The organism is Pseudonocardia nantongensis (assembly GCF_046546495.1).
Lineage (GTDB): Bacteria > Actinomycetota > Actinomycetes > Mycobacteriales > Pseudonocardiaceae > Pseudonocardia > Pseudonocardia nantongensis.
The window spans coordinates 1-25,095 of record NZ_JBKGXT010000015.1 but is presented as its reverse complement, the minus strand read 5'-3'; the positions used below and the strand labels follow the sequence as shown (position 1 = coordinate 25,095).

Genomic DNA, 25,095 nt, shown 5'->3' with positions numbered 1-25,095 from the left:
GTGTGGAGCAGCCGCAGCGCCCCCCGTGGCCGAGCTGCCCCCGAACGTGCCCGCAGGCTGTCGCGCTGTCGCGCTGCCGCGCTGTCGGCGGGAGTGCCGGGGCGGGAGCCGGACGGCTACCGGTGGTCGGCCTGCGCCGCGGCGTGCCGGATCGCGGCGGGGGAGAGGCCGCGCCGTACCGGGTTCCAGTCGCCGGTGTCCGGGGTGAGGCAGGGCAGCGCGTGCACGAAGGTCCGCAGCGGGCCGCCGTCGGCGGCGCCGTGCGGGGCGGCCCGGGCTGTCCGGAGCGGCTCGCGGGTCCGGTCGATCGAGGACCAGCAGCGCTCGCAGAGCAGGGTGCGTATCACGCCGCGCGGTCCTGCCATCCGGCCGGCGTCTCCGACGGCACGGACCCGCACGGGTCGACGTGCACCGCCGCGTGGTTCCAGACGACGTGCCCGGAGGCGTCGGCGTGGTCGATGTGCGCGAGCCGGAAGAAGCGTTCGGTGGCCGGGTCGATCTGGCCGTAGCACCGTTCGCAGAGCTGGATCATGATTCGGACCTTCACCGGGGATGGACGGGTCGTACCTGCATGCTCCACGCGCGCGGCGGGCCCGGCACCCCGATGTGGCCCAGCCCGCCCTGTGCGCTGCGGCACCGTCGGGTCGGCGGCGGCGCACCGGGTCGGGTCCGCGGGAGATGTCGGTGGCCTCTCCTACACTCGGTGCGTCGAACGACAGGCCTGTCGTTCGCGCTCCCGCTCCCCGAACCCGGAGGTCCGCGATGCGCCTGGTGCACGCCGCCGACCTGCACCTGGACAGCCCGCTGCGCGGCCTGGCCCGGCTGGGCGACTCCGAGCTGGCCGGCACGCTGCGCGCGGCGACCCGGCGCGCCTGCGAGAACCTGGTCGACGCGGTGGTCGACGTCCGGGCGGACGCGTTGCTGCTGGCAGGCGACATCTACGACGGGGACTGGAAGGACTACGCCACCGGCGCGTTCTTCGTCCGCCAGCTGTCCCGGCTGCACGACGAGGGCATCCCGGTCTTCCTGATCAACGGCAACCACGATGCGGAGTCCGAGATCACCCGGTCGCTGCGGCTGCCGCCGAACACCCGCCGGCTCTCGGTCGAGGCGCCGGAGACGGTCGTCCTCGACGATCTGGGCCTGGCCGTGCACGGGCAGGGTTTCGCCCGCCGCGCCGTGCTGGAGAACCTGGTCCCGGCCTACCCGGACCGGGTCCCGGGCCTGGTCAACGTGGGGATGCTGCACACCTCGGTGCAGGGCGACGACCGGCACGACACGTACGCGCCGTGCCGCCCGGAGGACCTGTCCGGCTGCGGCTACGAGTACTTCGCCCTCGGCCACGTGCACGAGCAGCGGACGGTCTGCGGGGGCTCGCACCGGGCCGCGTTCTCCGGGAACCTGCAGGGCAGGCACCCGCAGGAGCGCGGACCGAAGGGCGCGCTGATGGTCGACCTGGAACCGGAGCGGTCGGCCGCGGTCGAGCCGATGGTGCTCGACGTGGCTCGCTGGGAGCTGGTGGAGGTCGACATCGCCGGCCTCGCCGACGCCGACGAGGTGTTCGACGCGGTCGCCGCCGCGCTGCGCGAGCGGTGCGTGCAGGCCGCGCCGCGCACCGTCGTCGCGCAGGTCACGCTGTCCGGTTCCGGACCGGCCGCGGCCGCCCTGACCGACACCGCGAAGGTCCGCACCGAGCTGGAGCTGATCGCCGGGCAGGCCGGGGCGGCGCTGGAGAAGGTGCGCCTGCGCACCCGGCCGCCGGCCGACGCGCTGGCCGTGGACCCGGAGCTGACCACGGCGGTGTCGGAAGCGGCTGCGGGCCTGGCCGGGGACCCGGAGCGGGTCCGGGAGCTGGCAGGCCCGCTGGAACGCGAGATCGGGCGCCGGCTGCGCGAGGCGGGCCTGCTGGACCTGCGGGACGACGAGCGGCTGGCCGCCATGGCCCGCCAGGCCGAGCAACAGCTGCTGGCCCGGATGGCCGGGACGGGGGAGCACCGGTGACGGACGCGCGGCTGCGCTCGCTGGTCCTGGAGCGCTACGGTGCCTACACCGACCGCGAGCTGGAGCTCGGCTCCGGCCTGACGATCGTCTCCGGGCCGAACGAGGCCGGCAAGACCACCCTGCTCGACGCGCTGTCCGACCTGCTGTGGGGGATGCCCCGCCCGGCCCGGCACGCCTACGCCGTCAGCCCGGCCCGGCTCGCCGTGGCGGCGACGGTGCAGACCCCGGACGGGGACCGGCAGGTACGGCGCACCACCCGCGGCCTGCACACCGCCGACGGTGACGGGGACGGCGCCGAGCCGTACGAGAGCCCCTGGGGAGCCGCCAACGCCGAGGCCCGCCGGCACTGGCGGGAGGCGTACGGGCTCGGGCACGAGGAGCTGCGCGAGGGTGGCCGCCGGCTCTGCGCCGGCGGCGGGGACCTCGCGGAGCTGGTGTTCACCGCCCGCAGCGGCCGGGACGCCCGCGCCCTGATCGCCGCGCTGGACGCCGAGGCCGACGCGCTGTGGAAGGATCACCGCGGCTCGAAGTCGGTCGAGGTCCGAACCGCGTTCGCCCGGTTCACCGAGGCCGAGGCCGCGGCCGGCGAGCGCACGGCCCGGGCCGGCGAGGTCACCGCGGTCGCCGACGAGATCGGCCGCCTGGAGCGGCGTGCCGCCGAACTGGCCCGCACCCGCCGTTCCGCCGCGACCGGCGCGGACCGGGCCCGGCAGGCCGTGCGCGGCCACGAACCCGCCCGCGAGCTGGCCCGGCTGCGGGCCGAGCGGGAGAGCCTCTGCGCGAGCGGGGCCGCCCTGGACGCGGCCGCGCTCGCCGAGTACACCGAGGCCACCGCGGCCCGGGAGTCCGCGGAGGCTGACCGGGACGGGCACCGGGAGCGGGCCGACGAGCTGCGGGCCCGACGCGCCGAGCTCGACCTGGACGAGGACCTGCTCGCCGACGCCACCCGGATCCGAGAGCTGGAGTCCGCAGCCCAGGCCCGCGCCGCGGACGCCGACCGCGCCGCCCGGCTGCGCACCGAGGCGGCCGAGCTGCACCGGCGCGCCGAGACCGCGCTCGCCGGGCTGGTCGCCGAGGACGGTCGGTCCGCCGGTGAGCGGCTGGCCGCGGTGCACCTGCCCGCCGACCGGGCCCGGGACCTGGACGAGGCGGCCCGCCGGCTACACGAGGCCACGGTCGAGGCGGAGCGCGCCGAGGCGATGCACGCGGCCGCGCTGGCCGAGGTGCGCGACGCCGCCGAGGCCCCCGGCGGGCTGGACCCGGACCGGGTCGGGCGGGTCGCCGAGGTGCGCCGCGCGATCGAGAGCGAGGGCTCGGCCGCGGCGCTGTGCCGGGCGGCGGTCGTCGAGCGGGACGCGGCGACGGCCCGCCGCACCGAGGCCCTGATCGCGGCCGGCCACCGTGGCGCCGGGGACCCCGACGGCTCGGCCGGCACCGGGGAGCCTGACGCCGGGGACCCTGGTACCGGCGACCGTGGCGCCGGGAACCCGGACGGCTCGGCCGGCACCGGCGCCGGCCCGGCTGGTGCCGGTCCGGCCGCGCCCGCCGTGCTGGCGCCGCCGACCCGCGAGGTCCGGGCGGCGCGGGCCACGCTGCGGGCCGCCGAGCAGGACCTGCGCGCCGCCGACCGGACCGCCGCCGAGGCCGGCGAGCGTGCGCACCGCGCCCGCTCGGCCCGGGATGCGGTCGCCGGGCGCGGCCGCCCGGTCGGGCCGGACGCGCTGTCCGCCGCCCGCGCCGAGCGGGACGCCGCCGTGCAGGCCCTGCTGGGCGCGTCCGCCGGGGACACCGCGGCCGCCGCGGGCCGGGTCACCGTGGCGGTCGTCGCCGCGGACCGGGTCGCCGACGACATGATCTCCTCCGCCGACCGGGTCGCCGAGCTGGCCCACCGGGAGTCCGAGCTGACCGACGCCGACACCGCGGCCGGCGCGGCGGGCGAGACCGTCACCGCGGCCCGGGAGCGGGCCGAGGCGGCCGACACGGCGTGGGCGACCCTGTGGCGCTCGCACGGCGTCGCCGTCCCGGAGCCGGACGACGCGGACGCCGTGCTGGCCGCGCTGGCCGAGGCGGCCCGCGCGCAGGACGAGGTGGCCCGGGCCGACGAGCGCCTGGTCCGTCTGCACGACCAGGCCGGCGAGCAGGAACGGGCGCTGGCCGCCGCGCTGGCCGCGGCCGGCCGGCCACGCGCGGACGCCCCGCTGGACGTGCTGCTGGTCGCCGCCGAGGACCTGGCCGTGGAGGCCGAGCGGGCCCGGGACCGCCGGGTGCTGCTGGACCGGCTGCGCAGCGAGGCCGAGCGGGCCGGTGGCGCCGCGGACGCGGCCCGGCACGAGCGGGAGCTCGCGACCCAGCGGTGGCGGTTCGCGCTGCGCGGCGCCGGGCTGCCCACCGACCTGGAACCGGCCGGCTGGGACACCCGGCGGGACACCGTCACCGACGCCCAGGAGGCCGGTGGGCTGGCCCGTCGCAACGACGACGAGGCCCGGCGCCTGGAACGGGCGGCCGCAGCGCACCGGCGCGCGGTCGGCACGCTGGCCGAGCGACACCTGGAGCGGGCCCCGACCGGCACCGCGTCCGCGGACCGGCTCGGTGAGCTGGCCGACCGGGTCCGCGAGGTGACCAAGGGGGCGGTCTCGGCCGGGCACCTCGACGACGGCATCGTCGCCGGCGAGGACGCGGCGACCCGCGCGGCCCGCGAGGTCGCCGCGGCCGGGGCGGTGCTGGACCGGCTCGCCGTCGAGCTGGCCCTGACTGAGGCGATGGAGCCGGGCGGGCTGGAGGCTGCGGCCGAGCGCGGCGCGGTCGTCGCGGACCTCGACGCGCGGGCCGGCGAGCAGGCCCGGCTGCTCGCCGCCGCCGCCCCGGACCTGGACGCCGACGAGCTGGCCGGGACCGCCCCGGAGACCGAGCCGGGTGCGCTCGCCGAGGCCCGGGACCGGGCCGAGGAGCACGAGCGCGAGCTCGACACCGAGCAGGACGAGGTCCGCGAGCAGCTCGGTGGGCTGCGCGCCCGCCGTCGGGAGCTGGAGGGCACCGACGGCGCCGCGGAGCTGCACGCCCGCGCCCAGGAAGAGCTGGCCGGTGTCGCGGACGCCGCGGAGCGCTACCTGGTGCTGCACCTGCAGCGCGAGATCCTGCGCCGCGAGCTGGAGGCCTACGAGCGCAGCCATGCCTCGCCGCTGCTGGTCCGGGCCGGCGCGCTGCTGGAGCGGCTCACCGGCGGCCGGTTCGTGGCGCTGCGCCCGCCGGCCGAGCCGGGCGCCGGGTCCCGCACGCTGGTCGCGGTGCGCGGCGACGGGGAGGAGCTCGCCCCGCAGAAGCTGTCCGAGGGCACCGCGGACCAGGTGCACCTGGCGCTGCGGCTGGCCGGGATCGAGCAGCTGCAGGCCGACCGGGTCGGGTCCGGGCTGCCGCCGGTGCCGGTGGTGCTCGACGACGTCCTGATGACCTTCGACGACGAGCGTGCCCCGGCCGCGATCCGGGTGCTCGCCGAGATCGCCGGGGACCAGCAGGTGCTGCTGTTCACCCACCACGAGCACCTGGTCCGGCTGGCCCGCGACACCGGGGTCGAGTTCACCGTCACCGAGCTGGGCCCGCCCCGGCCGGTGGAGGCGGTCCTGGACGCCGACGCGGCGCGCGCCACCCCGCTGGCGGGTTGATCGGGCAAGGCAGACTGCGGGGCGTGGACGCGTGCGGTGAGCGATTCGTGATCGTCTCCGGGGACGCCCGGGCCGAGGTGGACGAGGTCGGCGGCGGGCTCTCGGGGTTCTCCCAGGGCGGCCGGGTGCGGGTGGAGCCGCACCCGCCGACTGTCCGGCCGCCGCAGGGCTCCGGGGCGGTGCTGGCGCCGTGGCCGAACCGGGTCCGCGGCGGGACCTGGACCCACCGCGGCACCGAGCACCGGCTGGCGCTGACCGAGCCGGCCGCCGGCAACGCCCTGCACGGGCTGCTCCGGCACGTCCGGTGGACGCTCACCGACCGGGCCGGGGACCGCATCGCGCTGGCCGCGGTCGTGACGGTGCAACCGGGCTGGCCGCAGCCGGTCCGGGTCACGATCTCCTACGCGGTCGGCGCCGACGGCCTGACCGTCGAGACCGAGGTGGAGAACCTGGGCGACACGCCGGTGCCGTTCGGGCTGGGCTTCCACCCGTACCTGCGGGTCGGCGACGTCGACACCGACGAGCTGGAGCTGACCCTGGCGGCGCGGACCTCGCTGCCGCTGTGTGCCGGCATCCCGACCGGCCCGCCGGTGCGGCTGGAGCGGGATGTCGCCTCGACCCCGTTGGCCGGGCTGGAGCTCGACGACGCGTTCGGCGGCTGCGTCCCCGCCGACCGGGACGGCCTGGTCCGGCACCGGGTCGCGGCCCCGGACGGCGGCGGGACCGAGCTGTGGGCCGAGCCCGCGTTCGGCTGGGTGCAGGTGTTCACCCCGGACGGGTTCCCGCGTCAGGGCCCGGACGGTGTGGTCACGGCGTCCCGGGCGGTCGCGGTGGAGCCGATGACTTGCCCGCCGGACGCGCTGAACTCCGGCGCCGACCTGATCGAGCTCGTGCCCGGGGAGCCGCAGGTGCTGCGCTGGGGCGTGCACGCGACCGGCTGAGTAGCCAGTGAGCGCGGTCCCGGTGATCGGCACCACACCCCGCCGGGGGAAGATCGACCAGTGATTGAGCGTTCTACCGTTTCGTGACCACACAGACTTCCCCGACGCTGCTCCCGCGATTGGACGAGCCGGGCCGCGCCGCGCTGTTCACCGACGCCCGCACCGCGAACGCCTTCACCGACGAGCCGGTGTCCGACGACACGCTGCGCGCGATCTGGGAGCTGGCGCAGTGGCCACCGACCGCGGCCAACACCCAGCCGCTGCGGGTGAGCTTCGTCCGCTCGGCCGAGGGCAAGGCCCGGCTGCTGCCGCTGCTGGCCGAGGGCAACCAGCCCAAGTCGGAGGCGGCCCCGGCCGTCGCGCTGCTGGCCGCGGACCTGGACTTCCACGAGAACATCCCGGAGGTCTTCCCGATCAGGCCGGAGATGCGGGACGGCCTCGAAGAGGGGGGCCGGGACGGCCGCGAGCCGATGGCCCGGTTCAACGCCACCCTGCAGACCGGCTACTTCGTGCTCGCCGCCCGCGCGCACGGCCTGGCCGCCGGGCCGATGGCCGGGTTCGACGCCGAGGCCGTCACCGACGAGTTCTTCCCGGGCGGGCAGCACCGGGTGCTGCTGGTGGTCAACCTCGGCCACCCCGGCCCGGACGCCTGGCACCCGCGGCTGCCGCGGCTGGCCGCCGAGACGGTGCTGTCCTTCGCCTGAGCGCGGTACGGGCCCCGGCTACCGGACGCCCTCACGGGCAGCCGTGCAGCGCAACTCTCACAGGCACCCGTGCAGCGCCCCGAGCAGTGCTGACGCCCGGTTGTCGGCGTCCTCGGCACGCAGCTCGTTGGTGAGGAACGAGTAGCCGATCCCGCGCTCCGGCCAGGCGCCGTGCCGCCCACCGCCGGCGCCGCTGTGCCCGAACGCCACCGGTTCCGGACCGTGCGTGCCGAGCGGATCGGCCAGCTCGTAGCCGAGCCCGAACCGCAGCGGCCGGTCGTTGATGGCGTCGGTGCCGACGCCGTGCGGAGCGCACGCCCGTCCCAGCGCGGCGGCCGGCACGGGGGAGCGGCCCGGGGCGGTGGGTGTTGCAGCGAGCGCGGCGTAGAACCGGGCGAGCGCCGGCGCGCCGGCGACCCCGCCGCCGGCCAGTGCCCCGGACCGGTACCAGACCGGGGTGTTGACCGTCTCGGCGTCGTCGAGCAGCACCCGGTACATCCGCTCGACGGTCCGGCGCCGGACCGGGTCGTCGAGGAACGTGGAGATCCGGTAGCCGGGTGCGCGCACGATCCGGGCCGGCGGCGGGGGAGCGGTCGCCAGGAACACCCGGGCGCCCGGGACCCGCGCGACGACGGCCTCCACCACCGTCCGCGGGTCCGCGCCGGTCACCCGGCCCAGCAGCTCCGCGACCAGGTGCCCCCAGGTCAGAGCGTGGTAGGCGACCCGGCTGCCGGGTCGCCACAGCGTCGGCTGCCGGGCCAGCGCGGCCGCACCCGCCCCGTCGTCGAGCGCAGCCGCCGGGGCCGGCTCGGGATCGACGTAGGGCAGGCCCGCGGTGTGCGCGAGCACGTTCCCGACGGTGACCTCCGCCTTGCCGGCCGCCGCGAACTCCGGCCAGTACCGCGCGACCGGTGCGTCCGGGTCGAGCCGGTCGGCCAGCGCCGCACACGTCGTCGCGGCGAGGCCCTTGGTGCCGGAGAACAGCACCGCGACCGTGCCGGAGTCCCACGGCCGTCCGGTCGCCGGGTCGGCGAGCCCGCCGTGCAGCTCGACCAGCGGCGCACCGTCCCGCACCACCGAGAACGCCGCCCCGCCCCGGGAACCGGCGAGCACCCCGGCGAACGCGTCCGCGACCGCCGAGAACCCGGGCGCGACCGTCCCGGCCACCGCCTTTGCTCTGCTCACCGGGACGCAGCGTCGTGCCGTGCCGCAGCGCCGTGCCGTGCCGCTCCCCGCGCACCCGCCGAGATGCAGCTCAGCGGGCCGTGGAGATCCACAAAGCCCGCTGGTCCGCATCTCGGCGAGGACGGTCCGGGCACGGGCGGCCCGGTGCGGGTCACCGGAGCGCTGCCATGGAGGGGGTGTGCTCCAGCAGCTCCCGGGTGTAGGCGTGCTGCGGGTCGGACAGCACCTGCTCGACGGTGCCCTGTTCGACGATCCGCCCGCCCTGCAGCACCGCGATCCGGTCCGCGACCTCGCGAGCCAGCGCGATGTTGTGCGTCACGAAGAGCATCGCGGTGCCCAGCTCGCTGCGGACCAGCGCGAGCAGGTCCAGGATCGCGGCCTGCACCGAGACGTCCAGCGCCGAGGTCACCTCGTCGCAGACCAGCACGTCCGGTGCGGTGACCAGGGCACGGGCGATCGCCGCCCGCTGCCGTTCGCCGCCGGAGAGCCCGCCCGGGTAGCGGGCGGCGAAGGTGTCGTCGAGCTGGACCTGGCCGAGCATGTCCAGCACCCGGGCCCGACGGGCGTCGGCGTCGAGTTCGGTGAGGTGGCGCAGCGGCACCTCCAGCGAGCCGGCGATCGTCCGTCGCGGGTTGAGCGAGGCGAACGGGCTCTGGAACACGTACTGCACGCTGCGCAGCTGGGCGTAGCTGCGCGGGGTGGCCAGCGGATCCCCGTTCAGCGACAGCGTCCCGGAGTCCAGGTCCAGCAGCCCGGCCAGGCCGCGGGCCAGCGTCGTCTTCCCGGAGCCGGACTCGCCGAGCAGCATCAGGCACTCGCCGGGCCACAGCTCGAGGTCGATGCCGTCGAGCACGGTCTTCGGTCCGTAGCTCTTCCCGGCCCCGGAGACCCGCAGCAGCGGGGGCCCGGCGCCGTCCCCGGAGGGCACCGGCTCCCGGTCGACCCGCCGGTGCAGGTCCGGCACCGCGGCGATCAGGTCCCGGGTGTACGGGTGCTCGGGTGCGGTCAACACCTGCGTCACCGTGCCGGTCTCCACCACCTCACCGGCCTGCATCACCGCGACCCGGTCCGCCAGCCCGGCGACGACGGCCAGGTCGTGGGTGATGTAGAGCGCCGCGGTCCGGGACCGGGTCACCAGCTCCCGGACGGTGTCCAGCACCAGGTCCTGGGTGGTCACGTCCAGCCCGGTCGTCGGCTCGTCCAGCACGACGACGTCCGGACGGTTCGCGAACGCGGCCGCGATCCCGACCCGCTGCTGCTGGCCGCCGGAGAGCTGGTGCGGGTACCGGTTCAGGAACGTCTCGTCGCAGGCCAGCCCGACGTCGCCGAGCACCTCCCGCACCCGCTCGGGGACGTCGCCGTCGTAGGAGTGCGCCTCCAGCACCTCGGCGACCTGGGTGCCGATCCGCAGCAGCGGGTTCAGCGACAGCGCCGGGTCCTGTGGCACGTAGCTGACCAGGCGCCCGCGGACCCCGCGGATCGTGACCTCCGGCGCGGCCAGCAGGTCGTCGTGGTCCTCGGTGTGCCCGTGGAACGCGATCGTCCCGCCGGTGCAGGTCAGGCCGGTACGGAAGTGCCCGAGCGCGGCCAGCGCCGCGGTCGTCTTGCCGGAGCCGGACTCGCCGACCAGGGCGAGGATCTCGCCCGGCGCGACGGCGTAGTCCACCCCGTGCAGCACCTCCCGGCCACCGGTGGTCGCCACCCGCAGGCCCGTGCACCGGATGGTGCAGTCGTCGGCGTTCATGCCGCCTCCCCCGTGGTGTCCGCGGACTCCTTGGCCAGCGCGTCCGTGATCATGTTCGTCCCGACGGTCAGCACGGCGATCGCGGCGACCGGGAGCAGCACGCCCCACGGGGCGACGATCAGCGCGATCCGGTTCTCGTTGATCTGCAGGCCCCAGTCCGCGGCCGGCGGCTGCACGCCGAGGCCGAGAAACGATAGCGAGGCCACGTAGCCGATCGAGTAGGTCAGCCGCAGGCCGAGCTCCACCATCAGCGGGCCGGTGATGTTCGGCAGCACCTCGGTGCCGAGGATCCGCCGCCGGGGCACGCCGTACATCCGGGCGGCCAGCACGTAGTCCTGGCCGGCCACCGACAGCGTCGCCTGCCGGGCGACGCGGGCCACCCGCGGGATGTGCGTGATGCCGATGACCAGCACCAGCAGCCAGCCCGACGAGCCGAGCACGGCCACCGCGAGCAGCGCCAGCACCAGCTGCGGGAAGGACAGCAGCACGTCCCCGCCCCGCATGATCAGCGAGTCCAGCCGGCCGCCGGAGTACCCGGCGAGCATCCCGGCCACGGCACCGCCGATGATGCCGATCGCGGTCGCGGCCAGCGCGTAGAGCAGCACCGGGCCGCCGCCGGCCAGGAACCGGACGAAGACGTCCCGGCCCAGGTCGTCGGTCCCGGCGACGCCGTCCGGCCGGAACGGGCGACCGGCGAAGTCGTCGACGCCGTAGCCGGCCAGCAGCGGTCCGAGCAGCGGGCCGAGCAGCGCCACCGCGACGATGATCAGGGTCAGCACGGCCCCGATCCGGGCCTGCCGGCGGCGGAACGTCCGCCGCAACAGCCCTGCAGGTACTGCGGGGGCACTCATGCGCCACCTCCCGACGAGGTCCGGATCCGCGGGTCGGCCAGCATCCCGGCCACGTCCGCGGCGAGGTTCACCAGCACGTAGAACGCGGCGATGATCATGGTGATGGCCTGGACGACCTGCACGTCGCGGTTGGCGACGGCGTCGATCAGGGCCTGGCCGATGCCGGGGTAGCGGAACAGGAACTCCACCACCACGACGCCCCCGGCCAGCCACGCCAGCTGCATCGCGATCACCTGGGCGACCGGGCCGATGGTGTGCGGGACGGCGTGCCGCAGCAGCACGGTCCGTTCGGGCAGTCCCTTGAGCCGGGCCATCTCGACGAACCCGGCGTCCAGCGCCTCGGACAGCGTCGCGCGGGCCATCCGCACCACGTACGGGATCACCACCAGCGCGAGCGTGACGACCGGCAGCACCAGCTGCTCGGGCCGGGCCCAGACCGGCTCGCCGGGCCGGGCGATCGTCACCGAGGGCAGGATCTGCAGCACCGAGGTCGCCAGCAGCACCACCAGCAGCACGCCGATCACGAACTCCGGCAGCGCCGCCAGCACCAGGCTCGCGCCGGAGACGGCGGAGTCGGTGCGGGTGCCCCGCCGGGTGGCGGCCCAGGCGCCGAGCGCGAGCGCGATCGGGGTGGAGATCACCGCGGTGAGCACCAGCAGCAGCCCGGACGCGGCGATCCGCCCGCCCAGGAGCTCGGACACCGGGCCTCCGGTGGCGGCCGAGAACCCGAGGTCCCCGGTGAACACCCCGCCGAGCCAGGACAGGTAGCGCTCCCAGACCGGCCGGTCCAGGCGGAGCTGCTCGGTGAGCGCGGCGACCCGCTCCGGGGTGGCCTGCTGACCGAGGATCGCCCGGGCCGGGTCGCCGGGCAGCAGCAGCGTCGCGCCGAACACCAGCAGCGACACCACCAGCAGCACCAGCACGCTGATCAGCAGCCGCTTCGCGATCATGCGGGTGAGAGGGGACATCACGCGTTCACCCACGCCTTCCGGAACTCGTAGCCGGACAGCGACAGCCCGGTGCGGTTGGGGAGCAGACCGCCGACGTAGGCCTGGTGCGCGTCCACCCGGTCCGGGAAGCCCCAGATCAGGTAGCCGCCGCGATCGAACTCGATCTGCTGGGCCTGCCGGACCAGCTGCGCGCGCGACCGCGGGTCGAGCTCGGACCGCGCCCGCCGGACGACGGCCTGGTACTCCGGGTCCTCCCAGTGCGTCTCGTTGAACGGCGCGCCCGGCATCGAGGACTGCGATGCCTGCGGGATGTAGTTGCGGGTGTTCCAGAAGCTCTGCGCGAACTCCCACTGCAGGTACTGGTCGGAGAAGAAGGTCGAAGTGTCCACCCGGCGCAGCCCGATCTCGACGCCGGCGTCGCGGGCCTGGGTGGCGAACACCTGGGCGGCCTCGACGGTGCCGGCCTGGATCGGCGAGGTGACCAGCTCCAGCGACAGGTTCGGCCGGCCCGCCGCCGACAGCAGGTCGCGCGCTCGCTCGATGTCCCGGTCGCGACGGGGATCGAGGTACTCGGGGTCGAACCGGGCGTACAGGTCCACCCCGCGGGCGCCGTTGCCGGACAGCACCTGGTTGACCATCTGGTCCCGCCCGGCGATCAGGCGCAGCGCCTGCCGGACCCGGACGTCGTCGAACGGGGGCGCGTCCACCCGCATGGTGAAGGGCAGCCAGGACCCGGTCTCCGAGGTCAGCAGCCGGACCGACTCGTAGGACCCGACGACCTCGGTCAGCGACAGCGGCACCTGGTCGATCGCGTCGACCTGGCCGGCGAGCAGAGCGTTGATCCGGGCGTCGTCCTCGGCGAAGTTGATCAGCTCGAGCCGGTCCACGTAGGGCTGGTCCGGCCGCCAGTACCCCTCGTGCCGGACGAACGCGCTCTGCTGGCCCGCGGTGAACGCCTCGAACCGGAACGCCCCGGTCCCGACCGGCCGGGAGACGTCGAAGTCGGCGGGCACGATCCCGCACGAGTACTCGGCGAGGTACTCGTCGAACACCGGCGACGGCTCGGTCAGCACGAACCGCACCTGCCGGTCACCGGCGACGACGACCTCGCGCAGCACCGAGAGCTGGGACGCGCCGGACTTCGGGTCGTCCGGGTCGGTGATCCGGGCGAAGGTGGCGACGACGTCGTCCGGGGTGACTGGGCGGCCGTCGTGGAACGTGATGCCGGCGCGGATCGTCGCGGTCCAGGACCGGGCCCCGGGATCCGGGCGCACCGCCTCGGCCACGGCCGGCTGCAGGATGTAGGCGTCGTCCCAGTGCAGCAGCGGCTCGTACAGGCTCAGCGTGCGGGCGATGTCCGGGTTGGTCGCAGGGCTGTGCGGGTCCAGGGTGTCCGACGACCCGCCGCCGGTCACCCCCACCCGCAGGACGCCGCCGCGCCTGGGCGGCCCGGCGTCGCGGGCCGCGGCGGGCCCGCCGCAGCCGGCCAGCAGGGCCGCCGCGGCCAGGCCGGCCGCCCCACCGAGCAGGCGGCGCCGGGAGAAGGGCGCCGCTGTCGGGCTGATCATGAAATTCTCCTCGGGAAGGGCCCGGGAGGTCCGGGCCGCGGTCGGGGCTCAGTTCGGGGGCCGACGCACCACCCCGTCACCCACCGGTGCGATCGACCGGCCGGCGTGCTCGGGTTCCGGGGCCGCCGGGTCGGCGAACCGGTCGAGTGCGGCCGCGACCGCGTCCGGGAACGGCCGGGCGCCCTGGGCGCCGACGTGCAGGCACATCAGCTCCTCGGTGGCGACGAGCCGGTCGCCGCTCTCGGCCGAGCGGGTGGTGACCCGGAGCTCGTGCCAGAGCCGCAGCCGCTTGGCGTCCCGGCCGAGCACGCGGGTGCGCACCTCGAGGTCGGCGTCCGGGCCGACCTCGCGCAGGTACCGCACGTGCGCCTCCACCGTGTACAGCGAGCAGCCGGTCGTCGACCGGTAGTGCTCGTCCAACCCGGCGCGGTCCATCAGCGCCGTCGTCGCGTCCCCGAACACGAGCACGTAGTACGGCTCGGAGAGATGTCCGTTGTAGTCGATCCACTCCGGACGCACCCGGTCCGTGTGCACCGATGTGGTCACGATCGTCCGGCCGCGCGGGCCGCCTCGACCGCCCGCCGGACCGCGATCACGGCGCGGTCCCGCTCGGCGACCAGCTCGGGCATCGGCCGCCCGCCGGCACTGACCTCGGCGCCGGCGACCATGTCGTCGCGCAGTGCGGTGGTCAGCTCGGGCGCGTCGAGCCGGGTCCAGGGCGCCTTCAGCGACGGTCCGAAGTGGTCGAGCATGTGCGCCATCCCGCCCTCGCCGCCGGCCAGGTGGAACGTCAGGCACGGCCCGTGCACCGGCCAGCGCAGGCCGGGCCCGTCGGTGATCGAGCGGTCGATCTCCTCCGGGGTGGCCTCGCCCTCGGCGACCATGTGCAGCGCCTCGCGCCAGATCGCCTCCTGCAGCCGGTTCGCGATGAAGCCGGGCAGCTCCCGGTCCATCTCGATCACCGACTTGCCGATGTGCCGGTAGAACTCGCCCGCCCGCGATACCACCCACGCCGCGGTCCGCTCGCCGCCGACGACCTCGACCAGCGGGATCAAGTACGGCGGGTTGAACGGGTGACCGACCACCAGGCGCCCGGCGCCTGCCGCGTTTTCGATCCCGTCGGCCATGTCGGTCATCGGGAACCCCGACGTCGAGGACGCGACGACCACGTCCGGCCCGGTCGCGGCGGCCAGCTCGGCCAGCAGGGACCGCTTGAGCGCGAGGTCCTCCGGTGCGCTCTCCTGCACGAAACCGGCACCGGCGACGGCCTCGGCCACGGTCGGGAACAGCTCGACCGCGTACGGGTCCGCACCCTCGGCGAGGCCGAGCTCGGTGAGCGCGGGCCAGGCCGCGTCGACGATCCGGCGCAGCGTGTCCGCGGCGTCCGGTGCCGGGTCCCAGGCCCGCACGCGCAGCCCGCGGGACAGGAAGTACGCGACCCAGCCGGCCCCGATCACCCCGGTGCCGACGCAGGCGACGGTGCGGATCCCGGACACCGGCCCGGGCTGCTGCGCCTCAGGCACCGGTGCGCTCCTTCAGGCCGAGGATCTCGCGGGCCCGGTCCGGGGTCGCCACGGTGGCGCCCAGGTCCTGCACGATCTGCACCGCGCGCTCGGTGAGCTGTTCGTTGGTCGCCTTGACCCCTCGCGAGAGGTAGAGGTTGTCCTCCAGCCCGACCCGGGCGTGCCCGCCGGCCAGGATGGACTGGGCCACCCACGGCAGCTGGTTGCGGCCGATGGCGAACGACGCGAAGTTGGCGCCCTCGGGGAGCAGGTTCACCTCCGCGGCCAGCACGCCGGCGTCGGCGGGGGCACCGTAGGGGATGCCCATGCACAGCTGGAACAGCGACGGGGCGTCGATCAGCCCCTCGTCGACCAGGGTCGTGGCGAACCACAGCTGCCCGGTGTCGAAGATCTCCAGCTCGGGCTTCACCCCGAGCTCCTGCACCCGCTTCGCGCCGGTCCGGAGCATGTCCGGTGTGGACACGTAGAGCTGGTTGCCCTCGCCGAAGTTCAGCGAGCCGCAGTCCAGCGTGCAGATGTCGGGCAGCAGCTCCTCGACGTGCGGGAGCCGCTCCAGGGCGTTGACCAGATCGGTGCCCTCGACCGGCTTCAGCGGGTCCTCGGCGTCGATCACCAGGTCGCCGCCCATACCGGCGGTCAGGTTCAGCACGACGTCGACGCCGGAGTCCCGGATCCGGGTGACGGTCTCGCGGTAGAGCGCGACCGCCCGGGACGGGTCGCCGGTCTCCGGGTCGCGCACGTGGATGTGTACGACGGCGGCGCCGGCGCGGGCCGCGGCGATCGCGTCGGCGGCGATCGCGGCCGGGGTGACGGGCACGTGCGGGCTCCGGCCCGGCGTGTCACCGGCCCCGGTCACCGCGCAGGTGACGATGACGTCACGGTTCATTCATTCTCCGTCCGGTGTGGAAGGTTCTGCCGCGGCCGCAGGAGTACGGCCCGGTCGATGAAGTCGTGCAGCACCGCGCGCATGGCGGCCGGGTCGGTGCCCGGGGTGCCGGCCATGACCTGGATGCCCAGGCCGTCGATCAGCGCGGTGAGCTGGCGGGCCAGCGGCTCGGCCCGGCCGGGCACGAAGACGCGGGCGTCGGCGCCGTCGGAGAGCGTCATGAGCACGCTGCGGTACCAGCGGTCGTAGGAGGCCCAGTAGAGCTCCCGGCGGGCGGGGTCGATCGCGGACTCGGCCCACACCTGGATCCAGATCGACCACTCCCGGCGCAGCAGCTCGCCGTCCGGGAGCTGCAGGTCGATCAGCTGCAGCAGCCGGTCGTGCGGGTCGGTGACCTCGCCGAGCTCGGCGACCTGCCGGTCGAACGCGAGCTTCACGTTGTGCCGAAGCGCGGAGTCCAGGAGCTCGGAGCGGCTGGGGAAGTGGTAGTGGATCGTCGCCGGGCTGGTGCTGCAGGCCCGCGCGACGTCCGCCGTCCGGACCCGGTGGTAGCCGTGGTCGGCGATCAGGTTCCATGCCGCCTCCAGGATCCGGCGCCGCGCCGCGGCGCCCCGGCTCGTCCCGGAGTCGGTGAGCGCGGAACCGCCGGGGACGGCGGTGTGCGTGCGGGCGTCGTCGCGACCGTGCAGCAGTCGGTTCACCGTGGCCCCGGTGGCGTCGGCGATCGCGACCAGCTCGGCCGCGGCGAACCGGCGACGCCCGGCCAGCGCCTTGGACAGCTTGGTCTCGTCCAGCCCGATCGCGGTGGCGAACCGGCGCTGGGTCCAGCCGTCCCGGGCTATGAGGTCGCGCACTCGTTCCGCGACGCCGGGGTCGGCGGGCGCGGGTCGAGGGGCGGTCACGGGGCGCAACGGTAGAGTGGACTTGCGATTGTCGCAAGTGCTCGTCCTTGAACACACTGCGCACGTGCCCGGTAGCGGTGCGTTCCTGGTGATCCGTTCAGCTTCGGTGTCGATCAGGGTGCGGGTGCTGCGCCCGGCGGTAGGGTCTGCCACGGAACGCCGAGGGAGAACCGGGGGAGGGCTTGCGCATGCGCTCGCTGGACGAGGCCGCGATCTGGAGCGAGGGCGTCGAGGGGGTGGACGTCCCCGGTTACGACCGGGCGGGCGTGCGCACCGGGATCGTCCACATCGGTGTCGGCGGGTTCCACCGCGCGCACCTGGCGATGTACGTCGACGCGTTGCTGGAGGCCGGGGAGGCGCGGGACTGGGGGATCTGCGGGGTCGGCGTGCTGGCCGCGGACGACCGGATGCGCGACGTGCTCGGCGCCCAGGACGGGCTCTACACCCTGGTCCGCAAGGAGTCCGACGGGGCGCTGTCGCCGCGGGTGATCGGCTCGCTGGTGGACTACCTCTACGCCCCGGACGACCCGGAAGCGGTGATCGAGCGGATCGCGCACCCGGACACCCGGATCGTCTCGCTGACGATCACCGAGGGCGGCTACGCGATCGACCAGAAGACCGGCGAGTTCGACCCGGACTCCCCGGGGGTCGCCGACGACGTCGCGGCGGCGGTCCCCACCGGCGCGTTCGGCCTGGTCGCCGAGGCGCTGGCCCGGCGCAGGGCGCGGGACACCGGCCCGCTCACGATCATGAGCTGCGACAACATGCAGGGCAACGGGGACACCGCCCGCCGGGTCTTCACCGGCGTGGCCCAGCTGCGCGACCCCGACCTCGGCGCCTGGGTCGCCGAGCACGTCACCTTCCCGAACTCGATGGTCGACCGGATCACCCCGGCGACCGCGGACGCCGACCGGGACGCGCTGGCCGAGCGCTTCGGCCTGCACGACGGCTGGCCGGTGGTGTGCGAGCCCTTCACCCAGTGGGTCCTGGAGGACGACTTCGCCGCAGGCCGCCCGGAGTTCGAGCGGGTCGGGGTGCAGGTCGTGGACGACGTGGTGCCCTACGAGTTCATGAAGCTGCGGCTGCTCAACGCGACCCATCAGGCGCTGGGTTACCTGGGCTACCTGGCCGGGCACCGGTACGTGCACGAGGTCGCCCAGGACCCGACCTTCGCGTCGTTCCTGCGCGGCTACATGAACGCCGAGGCCGCCCCGACGTTGCGCCCGGTGCCGGGCATCGACCTCGACGAGTACCAGGACACGCTGATCGCGCGGTTCGCGAACCCGGGCGTGGCGGACACCCTGAAGCGGATCAACTTCGGCAGCTCGGACCGCATCTCGATCTTCCTGCTGCCGGTGGTGCGCGAGCAGCTCGCGCAGGGCGGCCCGGTCGAGCGGGCCGCCGCCGTCGTCGCGGGCTGGTGCCGGTACGCCGAGGGCACCGACGAGCAGGGCGAGCCGATCGAGCAGCAGGACCGGCTGGCCGAGGAGCTGACCCCGCTGGCCCGCCGGGAGCGCTCCGAGCCGCTGGCCTTCCTGGGGTACCGGCCGGTGTTCGGCGAGCTCGCCGAGGACGAGCGGTTCGCCGGCGCGTTCCGCCGGGCGCTGGAGTCGCTGTACGCGCGCGGAGCCGCCGCGACGGTCGCCGATCTCGCCTGATCGCGGTCGCCGGGTGGGTCCGTCTCACCCGGAGCTGTGGCGGACCCGGGGTTCGTGCCGGCGCAGCTCGACGGGGTCGTGCGCGCAGACCATGTCGACCTCACCGGGGTGCAGCAGCCACCCGGCACCGGTATCGACGGCGACGCCCGCGTGGCCCGGGGTGTGACCGGCGGGGACCAGTCGGCGCGAGGTCTCGATGAGCAGGCAGGGCAGACCATCTCGGCGCGGCGCAGCAGCGTGCCGGAACCGTCGATCAGCCGACCCCCGAACGGGCGCATCGTTCCGCAGTCGAGGTGATGGACGATCATCGGGCGAGCACGTTCAGCCACGGACGGCGAGGAGAGATCGACATGGGCACGATCGACGTGCACGAGTTCATCAGCCTGGACGGCGTGGTCGAGGAACCCTCCTGGACTGCCGACTACGGCTTCCCGGAGGCCATGGGGGAGGCCATCGGAAAGCTGTGCGACCAGGCGATCCTGCTGGGCCGCAACACTTACGAGATGTTCTACCCGGCCTGGTCGGCGCGCGGGCACGATGCCGAGTCCGGCGGCGCGTTCTTCAACGGGGCGCCCAAGCACGTCGTCACGTCCACTCTGGATGGTCCGCTGGAGTGGGAGAACTCCACCGTGCTCGGGCCGTACGCCCCGGAGCGGATCCGGGCCCTCAAGGAGTCGGTCGACGGCGGGATCTACGTCAGCGGCAGCGTCGCGCTGGTGCGGGCGCTGCTGGCCGACGGTCTGGTCGACACGCTCAACCTGTTCGTCTTCCCGGTCGTGCTCGGCTCCGGGCTGACGCTGTTCGCCGAGGGGCAGCGGGTGCCGCTGCGGCTGATCGAGTCCGAACCCTACGGGAACGGCGTCGTCCGGATGACCTACGGCCCGGCGACCTGAGCGGGGGTGATCCGCCGGCGGTCGTGCACCCTCTGCAACGCCCGCGTACGGTCGTGAGCACAGCCAACTATTGCACGGCGGAACCCTGTCCGGGGCCGCCGTCCGTGCCGTGCGGAGGGATACGTGGCCGAGAGCGCCCAGCAGGACGAGTCGTCGCCCCGGAGCAGGACGGCCAAGGACCTGGCACTCGCCCTGTGGTTCCCGGCGTTCTTCGTGCTCGGCTTCATGCTGTTCTACCTGCTGCCCTTCCACGCGCCGTCGCCGCACGAGATCCCGGTCGGCGTGGTGGGGCAGCAGGCCGCGACGACCGTCGGCGGCGAGCTGGAGCGCGCGGTCCCCGGCGGGTTCGACGTCTCGCCGGTGGCCGCCGCCGGTGACATCCAGGAACTGATCTTCGAGCGGGACGTGGTCGCCGGCTACGACCCCGGTGCGCACACCCTGTACATCGCCAAGGCGGACGGCATGCAGCTGTCCCAGGTCCTGCAGGGGATCTTCGGGCCGCTGGCCGCCGGCTCCGGCGCGCCGCTGCAGGTGATCGACCTGGCGCCGACCGCGCCCGGCGACGGGTTCGGCACCGCACTGTTCTACATCGCGATGGCCTGGAACATCTCCGGCTACATCGCGGTCATGATGATGATGCAGGCGGCCACCCTGTCCCGGCGCACCAAGCTCGGCGCCCTGGTCGGGTTCGGGGCGGGCGCCGCCGTCGTGTGCTGGCTCTTCGGGACGGCGATCGACGCGATCCCGTTCCACCCGGAGGTGCTGCTCGTCGGGTTCCTGCTGTCGCAGGCCGTGGCCTGGACGACGTTCGGGCTGGCGCCGTTCGTGAAGCGGGCGCTGCCCGGGGTCGCGATGGGGATGTTCGTGCTGCTGTCGATCCCGTCCTCCGGCGGGGCCATCCCGAAGGAGATGGTGCCGGCGTTCTTCCAGGTCCTGCACCACGTGATGCCGCTGGGGCAGGCGATCGACGCCGCCCGCGGGATCCTCTACTTCGACTACTCGGCGATCACCGGCCCGATCCTCGGCCTGCTCGCCTGGTGGGCGTTCGGTGCGCTCCTGGTCGCGCTCGGGGCGTGGAAGCAGCGGCGTGCCGAGGCCGCGGACCCCGGTGACGACCCGGTCGTCGAGGAGGACCGGCTCGAGCACCGGATCGCCGAGGCCCTCGCCGACGAGGCCGCCGTCGGCGGTGCGCACGCGGGGTCGCTCACCGACGCGCGGCTGCTCGCGCACCCGGTGCCGACCCTCATCGGCCGCGTCGCCGGCGATGCCGGGCACCCGGTGCCCCGCGCCCGGGTCACCGTCGTCGACGGCGCCGGGGTGCAGGTCGACGTGGCCGCCGGCTCGGAGGACGGCCGGTTCGCCGTCCGTGGCCGGGGCGACGAGTGGGTCACCGTGCTGGTCTCCGCGCCGGGATACGAGCCGCTCTCCGAGCGGCTGCGGCTGCACGGCCCGGTCTCGCACCGCAGCTTCCGCCTGGCCCTTCCCGGGCATGCGGCCACCCCGTACCGTGCCGCCCCCGCCCCGGCGGCCGCCACCCCCTGACAGAAGCGCGCACCGAACCGGCGCGCATTCGGCTCGGCCGCCTGTGCGTCGGGCCCAACCGGTGCGCTGGATCCGTGCATGTGGGTTGCGGGGCGGCGACGCCGGAGCCGGCACCGCGCCTGGGGTGTGACACCGTCGGCCGGGGAGCCGACATCGTCGATCGGATCCGTACGCGCACCGGATCGGTGAACGCGCGCCCGATCGGGCGCGCGTTCACCGATCTCGTGCGCGTTCGGCTCGGGGCGGCCGCCAGACCCGTGACGGACGACGCGGATACCGGGGCGTCGGCGGGGCGGGGCGGGTCAGCTGTGGGCGAGCAGGGCCGCGCCGATGATCCCAGCCTCGTTGAGCAACGCCGCCGGGATCATCGTCGTCCGGGTGTGCACGTACGGCGACCACTTCTCGAACTTCTTGCTGACCCCACCGCCGACCACGATCAGGTCCGGCCACAGCAGGTTCTCCACGTGCGAGAAGTAGCGGGTCAGCCGCTCGCCCCACTGCTCCCAGTCCAGGTCGTCACGCTCCCGGGCGGAGTCGGCAGCCCGGGTCTCGGCGTCGTACCCGTCCAGCTCGACGTGCCCGAACTCGGTGTTCGGGACCAGCAGGCCGTGCGCGATCAACGCGGTCCCGATACCGGTGCCCAGCGTCGCCATGAGCACGACACCGCTCTCGTCGGCCGCGGCGCCGAACTCGTTCTCGGCGGCCCCGGCTGCGTCGGCGTCGTTGACCAGCACCGCGTCCCGGCCGGTGACCTCGCGCAACACGGTGGCGGCGTCACAGTCGATCCAGGACGGGTCCACATTGGCCGCGGTACGGGTCACCCCGTGCTGGACGACGGCCGGGAACGTGCAGCCGAACGGCCCGTCCCAGCCGAACGAGTCGAGGACCTCCTTCACCACCCCGGCCACCGCCTCGGGGGTGGCCGGCTGCGGCGTCGGGATCCGCACCCGGTCGTCGGAGAGCCTGCCCTTCCGCAGGTCGACCGGTGCTCCCTTGATCCCGGAGCCGCCGATGTCGATGCCGAACCCGTGCTCGTGCTTCTTGGCCACGGGCCAGATCCTGCCTCAGGAGCCCAGCGCCGACGCGACCACGTCCCGCGCCTCGGACTGGATGCGGGCCAGATGCTCGGGTCCCCGGAAGCTCTCGGCGTAGACCTTGTAGACGTCCTCGGTGCCCGACGGCCGGGCGGCGAACCACCCGGACCCGGTGACGACCTTGAGGCCGCCGATCGGGGCGTCGTTGCCCGGGGCTCGGGTCAGCCTCGCCGAGATCGGGTCACCGGCCAGCTCGGTCGCGGTGACGGCCTCGGCGTCCAGCTTGGACAGCGCCGCCTTGTCCTCGCGGGAGCAGGCGACGTCGGTGCGGGCGTAGGCGGGCTCGCCGAACCGGCGGGTGAGCTCGCGGTAGTGCTCGCTGGGCGTCGTACCGGTCACTGCGGTGATCTCCGAGGCCAGCAGGGCCAGCAGCAGGCCGTCCTTGTCGGTGCTCCACGGCGAGCCGTCCCGGCGCAGGAACGACGCCCCGGCGCTCTCCTCGCCGCCGAAGGCGATCTCCCCGGAACGCAGGCCGGGCACGAACCACTTGAACCCGACCGGCACCTCCAGCAGCGTGCGGCCCAGGTCGTCGGCCACCCGGTCGATCATCGACGAGCTGACCGCGGTCTTGCCGACCGCCGCGGCGGCCGGCCAGTCCGGGCGGTGCCGGTACAGGTAGTCGATCGCGACGGCGAGGTAGTGGTTCGGGTTCATCAGGCCGTCGTCGGCGGTGACGATGCCGTGCCGGTCGGCGTCCGCGTCGTTGCCGGTGGCGATCCGGAACGGGGCACCGCGTGCAGCGTCAGCGGAACGCGCATCTGCGCTGCCGGCCTCCATCCGCTGGATCAACGACGCCATCGCGTGCGGCGACGAGCAGTCCATCCGGATCTTGCCGTCCCAGTCGAGCGTCATGAACCCGAACGCCGGGTCGACCGCCGGGTTCACCACGGTCAGGTCGAGCCGGTAGCGCTCGGCGATCGCACCCCAGTACGCCACCGACGCCCCGCCGAGCGGGTCGGCGCCGATCCGGACCCCGGCGTCCCGGATCGCGGCCATGTCCAGGACGTTCTCCAGATCGGAGACGTAGGCGTTGAGGTAGTCGTAGCGACCGAGGTCGGCGGTGTCGACGGCACGTCGCCGGACTCCCCGCAGACCGGTCTCGAGCAGCTCGTTCGCCCGGTTCGCGATCCACGACGTCGCCTCGGTGCCGGCCGGTCCGCCGTCCGGCGGGTTGTACTTGAAGCCGCCGTCGGCGGGCGGGTTGTGCGAGGGCGTCACGACGACGCCGTCGGCGAGCCCGGTGCTGCGCCCGGCGTTGGCGGTGAGGACGGCGTGTGAGATCGCCGGGGTCGGGGTGAGCCCGTCCCGGGTGTCGACCAGCACCTGCACGTCGTTGGCCGCGAACACCTCGGCGGCGGTGCGCCAGGCGGGCTCGGACAGCGCGTGCGAGTCCCGGCCGAGGAACAGCGGCCCGTCGGTGCCCTGGGCGGCCCGGTACTCGACGATCGCCTGGCTGGTGGCGGCGATGTGATCGTCGTTGAACGTGGCGTTCAGCGCCGACCCGCGGTGGCCCGACGTGCCGAACGCGACCCGCTGGACGTCGTCCGCCGGGTCCGGATGGATCTCCTGGTAGGCCGCCAGCAGGGCCGGGACATCGACCAGGTCTTCGGCCCGGGCGGGGGTGCCGGCGCGGTCGTGCACGGACATCGTGTGTGGTTCCTCCCTGGCATACGGGTCGGGCGGGCCGGGCCGGCCTCCCCACGGCACACCCTGCCGCATCAGGTGCCCCGTCGGCAGTACGTGCTTAGGCTGCGGGCGTGCGGATCGCATCGTTGCTGCCGGCCGGGACCGAGATCGCCGGGCGGCTCGGGCTGGCCGACCGGCTGGTCGGGGTCACCTTCGAGTGCGACGAGCCGGCCGGGATCCGGGACCGGGTGCCGGTCGTCGTGGACACCGCGCTGCCGCCCGGCGGGTCACCGGCGGAGATCGACGCCGTGGTCCGCTCGCGCGCCGCCCGGGCGTTGCCGATGTACGAGCTGGACCGGGCCGCGCTGGCCGCCGCGGACCCGGAGCTGATCCTCACCCAGGACCTGTGCGCGGTGTGCGCGCTGCCCGGCTCGACGATCGACCAGGCGCAGGAGTCGATCGGCACCCGGGCACGGGTGCTGTCACTGGACCCGCACCGGCTGACCGAGGTGCTCGACGTGATCGGTGCGGTCGGCACCGCGGCCGGCGCGGAGGCCGCCGCGTCCACACTGGTCGGAGAGCTGCGCTCCCGGCTCGACGCCGTCGCCGCGGCGGTGCGCGGGCGGCCCGCCCCGGAGGTGCTGGTGCTGGAATGGACCGACCCACCGTTCCTGCCCGGGCACTGGGTGCCGGACCTGGTCACCGCGGTCGGCGGTGTCCCGGTCGGCGCGGTCCCGGGTGGCCGCAGTGTCGCGGTCGGTTGGGAGGATCTCCCGTCCCGGTCGGGCGAGGGCCTCGACGTCGTGCTGGTCGCGTCCTGCGGGTTCGGCCTGGACGACGCCGCCGCCCAGGCCCGCGCGGTCGCCGACCGGTTCCCGGCCGGGACACCGGTGTGGGCGGTGGACTCGGCGTCCTACGTGGTGCGCGCCGGCCCACGGCTGGTGGACGGCGTCGAGGCGATCGCTTCGGCGCTGCACCCGGGGGTGGTGCCGGATCCGCCGCCGGGCCGGATCGCCCGTGTCCGGTAACGGTGTCTCGTGTCCGCGGGGACGAACTCGACCGCACGGGCAGCGGCCCGGTGGTACGGGGCCGTGACGGTGTCCCTCGCGGACCTGAGGACGTGGACCCGCACCGGCCGCTCGTATCCACCCGGCAGTCGTGATCGCCGCGCGAGCGACATTTGAAACCTCAGAACGGGGGCGCCTCGTCGCGCGGAGTGGCGGGGTTGTCGAGTGGCGGGGCGCGGTCCCGACGACGCAGGGCCGGCTCGTGGTCGGTGTCGGGTGCCGGGTCGTCGAACCAGGGATCGGGGTCACGGGGCACGATCTGCGGTGCCGGGGGCAGGATCGGTTCCGGCTCGACCGGATA

The 25,095-nt window shown here is 74.9% G+C and carries 23 protein-coding genes; 9 read left to right on the top strand and 14 right to left on the bottom strand.

The features are described from left to right. Positions 1-116: 116 nt before the first annotated feature. On the bottom strand, positions 117-347 hold the full coding sequence (locus ACLFMI_RS17030) for a hypothetical protein (protein WP_410948856.1): 231 nt from the start codon (positions 345-347) through the stop codon (positions 117-119). Then, positions 344-532, bottom strand: a complete 189-nt coding sequence (locus tag ACLFMI_RS17025; RefSeq protein ID WP_410948855.1) for a hypothetical protein — start codon at positions 530-532, stop codon at positions 344-346. The genes ACLFMI_RS17030 and ACLFMI_RS17025 overlap by 4 nt, the downstream gene beginning before the upstream one ends. Positions 533-762: 230 nt before the next feature. Here ACLFMI_RS17025 and ACLFMI_RS17020 point away from each other — a divergent pair, with 230 nt between their 5' ends. The 4 genes from ACLFMI_RS17020 to ACLFMI_RS17005 all read left to right on the top strand — a co-directional run bounded on the left by ACLFMI_RS17020 (position 763) and on the right by ACLFMI_RS17005 (position 7,305). Next, entirely contained in the window at positions 763-2,001 is a 1,239-nt protein-coding gene (locus ACLFMI_RS17020; protein WP_410948854.1) for a metallophosphoesterase family protein, read from the top strand. Next, a complete protein-coding gene (locus ACLFMI_RS17015) occupies positions 1,998-5,660 on the top strand; it encodes an AAA family ATPase (protein ID WP_410948853.1) in 3,663 nt (1,220 codons plus the stop codon). Before ACLFMI_RS17020 ends, ACLFMI_RS17015 begins: the two co-directional genes overlap by 4 nt. Positions 5,661-5,683: 23 nt before the next feature. Beyond that, positions 5,684-6,601 carry an aldose 1-epimerase family protein gene (locus ACLFMI_RS17010; protein WP_410948852.1) on the top strand — a complete coding sequence of 306 codons (918 nt, stop codon included), beginning with the start codon at positions 5,684-5,686 and terminating at the stop codon, positions 6,599-6,601. Positions 6,602-6,684: 83 nt separating this feature from the next. Further along, positions 6,685-7,305, top strand: a complete 621-nt coding sequence (locus ACLFMI_RS17005; RefSeq protein ID WP_410948851.1) for a malonic semialdehyde reductase — start codon at positions 6,685-6,687, stop codon at positions 7,303-7,305. A gap of 57 nt (positions 7,306-7,362) precedes the next feature. Here ACLFMI_RS17005 and ACLFMI_RS17000 read toward each other — a convergent pair whose 3' ends face one another. The 9 genes from ACLFMI_RS17000 to ACLFMI_RS16960 all read right to left on the bottom strand — a co-directional run bounded on the left by ACLFMI_RS17000 (position 7,363) and on the right by ACLFMI_RS16960 (position 16,914). Then, positions 7,363-8,490, bottom strand: coding sequence for a serine hydrolase domain-containing protein (locus ACLFMI_RS17000; protein ID WP_410948850.1), 1,128 nt, complete (start codon positions 8,488-8,490; stop codon positions 7,363-7,365). 151 nt (positions 8,491-8,641) lie between these two features. Next, positions 8,642-10,234, bottom strand: a complete 1,593-nt coding sequence (locus tag ACLFMI_RS16995) for an ATP-binding cassette domain-containing protein (protein ID WP_410948849.1) — start codon at positions 10,232-10,234, stop codon at positions 8,642-8,644. Next, positions 10,231-11,085 carry an ABC transporter permease gene (locus ACLFMI_RS16990; protein ID WP_410948848.1) on the bottom strand — a complete coding sequence of 285 codons (855 nt, stop codon included), beginning with the start codon at positions 11,083-11,085 and terminating at the stop codon, positions 10,231-10,233. The genes ACLFMI_RS16995 and ACLFMI_RS16990 overlap by 4 nt, the downstream gene beginning before the upstream one ends. Beyond that, the gene (locus ACLFMI_RS16985; RefSeq protein ID WP_410948847.1) at positions 11,082-12,053 is read right to left on the bottom strand and encodes an ABC transporter permease; all 972 of its coding nucleotides are present in this window, start codon (positions 12,051-12,053) and stop codon (positions 11,082-11,084) included. Before ACLFMI_RS16985 ends, ACLFMI_RS16990 begins: the two co-directional genes overlap by 4 nt. Then, complete coding sequence (locus ACLFMI_RS16980; protein WP_410948846.1) at positions 12,053-13,603, bottom strand: ABC transporter substrate-binding protein; 1,551 nt, start codon at positions 13,601-13,603, stop codon at positions 12,053-12,055. Before ACLFMI_RS16980 ends, ACLFMI_RS16985 begins: the two co-directional genes overlap by 1 nt. 48 nt (positions 13,604-13,651) lie before the next feature. Further along, complete coding sequence (locus tag ACLFMI_RS16975; protein WP_410948845.1) at positions 13,652-14,149, bottom strand: thioesterase family protein; 498 nt, start codon at positions 14,147-14,149, stop codon at positions 13,652-13,654. Beyond that, positions 14,146-15,126 carry a 3-hydroxyacyl-CoA dehydrogenase NAD-binding domain-containing protein gene (locus ACLFMI_RS16970; RefSeq protein ID WP_410948844.1) on the bottom strand — a complete coding sequence of 327 codons (981 nt, stop codon included), beginning with the start codon at positions 15,124-15,126 and terminating at the stop codon, positions 14,146-14,148. The genes ACLFMI_RS16975 and ACLFMI_RS16970 overlap by 4 nt, the downstream gene beginning before the upstream one ends. Continuing rightward, positions 15,119-16,012, bottom strand: a complete 894-nt coding sequence (locus tag ACLFMI_RS16965; RefSeq protein ID WP_410948843.1) for a beta-keto acid cleavage family enzyme — start codon at positions 16,010-16,012, stop codon at positions 15,119-15,121. The genes ACLFMI_RS16970 and ACLFMI_RS16965 overlap by 8 nt, the downstream gene beginning before the upstream one ends. Next, on the bottom strand, positions 16,009-16,914 hold the full coding sequence (locus tag ACLFMI_RS16960; RefSeq protein WP_410948842.1) for a TetR family transcriptional regulator C-terminal domain-containing protein: 906 nt from the start codon (positions 16,912-16,914) through the stop codon (positions 16,009-16,011). The genes ACLFMI_RS16965 and ACLFMI_RS16960 overlap by 4 nt, the downstream gene beginning before the upstream one ends. Positions 16,915-17,102: 188 nt before the next feature. Here ACLFMI_RS16960 and ACLFMI_RS16955 point away from each other — a divergent pair, with 188 nt between their 5' ends. The 4 genes from ACLFMI_RS16955 to ACLFMI_RS16940 all read left to right on the top strand — a co-directional run bounded on the left by ACLFMI_RS16955 (position 17,103) and on the right by ACLFMI_RS16940 (position 21,007). After that, positions 17,103-18,572: a mannitol dehydrogenase family protein gene (locus ACLFMI_RS16955; RefSeq protein ID WP_410948841.1), complete on the top strand. Its 1,470-nt coding sequence runs from the start codon at positions 17,103-17,105 to the stop codon at positions 18,570-18,572. 54 nt (positions 18,573-18,626) lie between these two features. Continuing rightward, complete coding sequence (locus ACLFMI_RS16950) at positions 18,627-18,869, top strand: hypothetical protein (RefSeq protein ID WP_410948840.1); 243 nt, start codon at positions 18,627-18,629, stop codon at positions 18,867-18,869. 53 nt (positions 18,870-18,922) lie between these two features. Continuing rightward, entirely contained in the window at positions 18,923-19,465 is a 543-nt protein-coding gene (locus ACLFMI_RS16945; RefSeq protein ID WP_410948839.1) for a dihydrofolate reductase family protein, read from the top strand. A 123-nt stretch (positions 19,466-19,588) separates the two neighbouring features. Then, positions 19,589-21,007: a carboxypeptidase regulatory-like domain-containing protein gene (locus ACLFMI_RS16940; protein ID WP_410948838.1), complete on the top strand. Its 1,419-nt coding sequence runs from the start codon at positions 19,589-19,591 to the stop codon at positions 21,005-21,007. Between the two features lie 302 nt (positions 21,008-21,309). Here ACLFMI_RS16940 and ppgK read toward each other — a convergent pair whose 3' ends face one another. Both ppgK and pgm read right to left on the bottom strand, forming a co-directional pair. After that, entirely contained in the window at positions 21,310-22,056 is a 747-nt protein-coding gene (ppgK, locus tag ACLFMI_RS16935; protein WP_410948837.1) for a polyphosphate--glucose phosphotransferase, read from the bottom strand. 15 nt (positions 22,057-22,071) lie between these two features. Then, complete coding sequence (pgm, locus tag ACLFMI_RS16930) at positions 22,072-23,748, bottom strand: phosphoglucomutase (alpha-D-glucose-1,6-bisphosphate-dependent) (RefSeq protein ID WP_410948836.1); 1,677 nt, start codon at positions 23,746-23,748, stop codon at positions 22,072-22,074. Between the two features lie 110 nt (positions 23,749-23,858). Here pgm and ACLFMI_RS16925 point away from each other — a divergent pair, with 110 nt between their 5' ends. Next, positions 23,859-24,755, top strand: coding sequence for an ABC transporter substrate-binding protein (locus tag ACLFMI_RS16925; RefSeq protein WP_410948835.1), 897 nt, complete (start codon positions 23,859-23,861; stop codon positions 24,753-24,755). 160 nt (positions 24,756-24,915) lie between these two features. Here ACLFMI_RS16925 and ACLFMI_RS16920 read toward each other — a convergent pair. Next, positions 24,916-25,095 (bottom strand): hypothetical protein (locus ACLFMI_RS16920; RefSeq protein WP_410948834.1); only part of this gene is annotated, 180 nt, incomplete at its 5' end.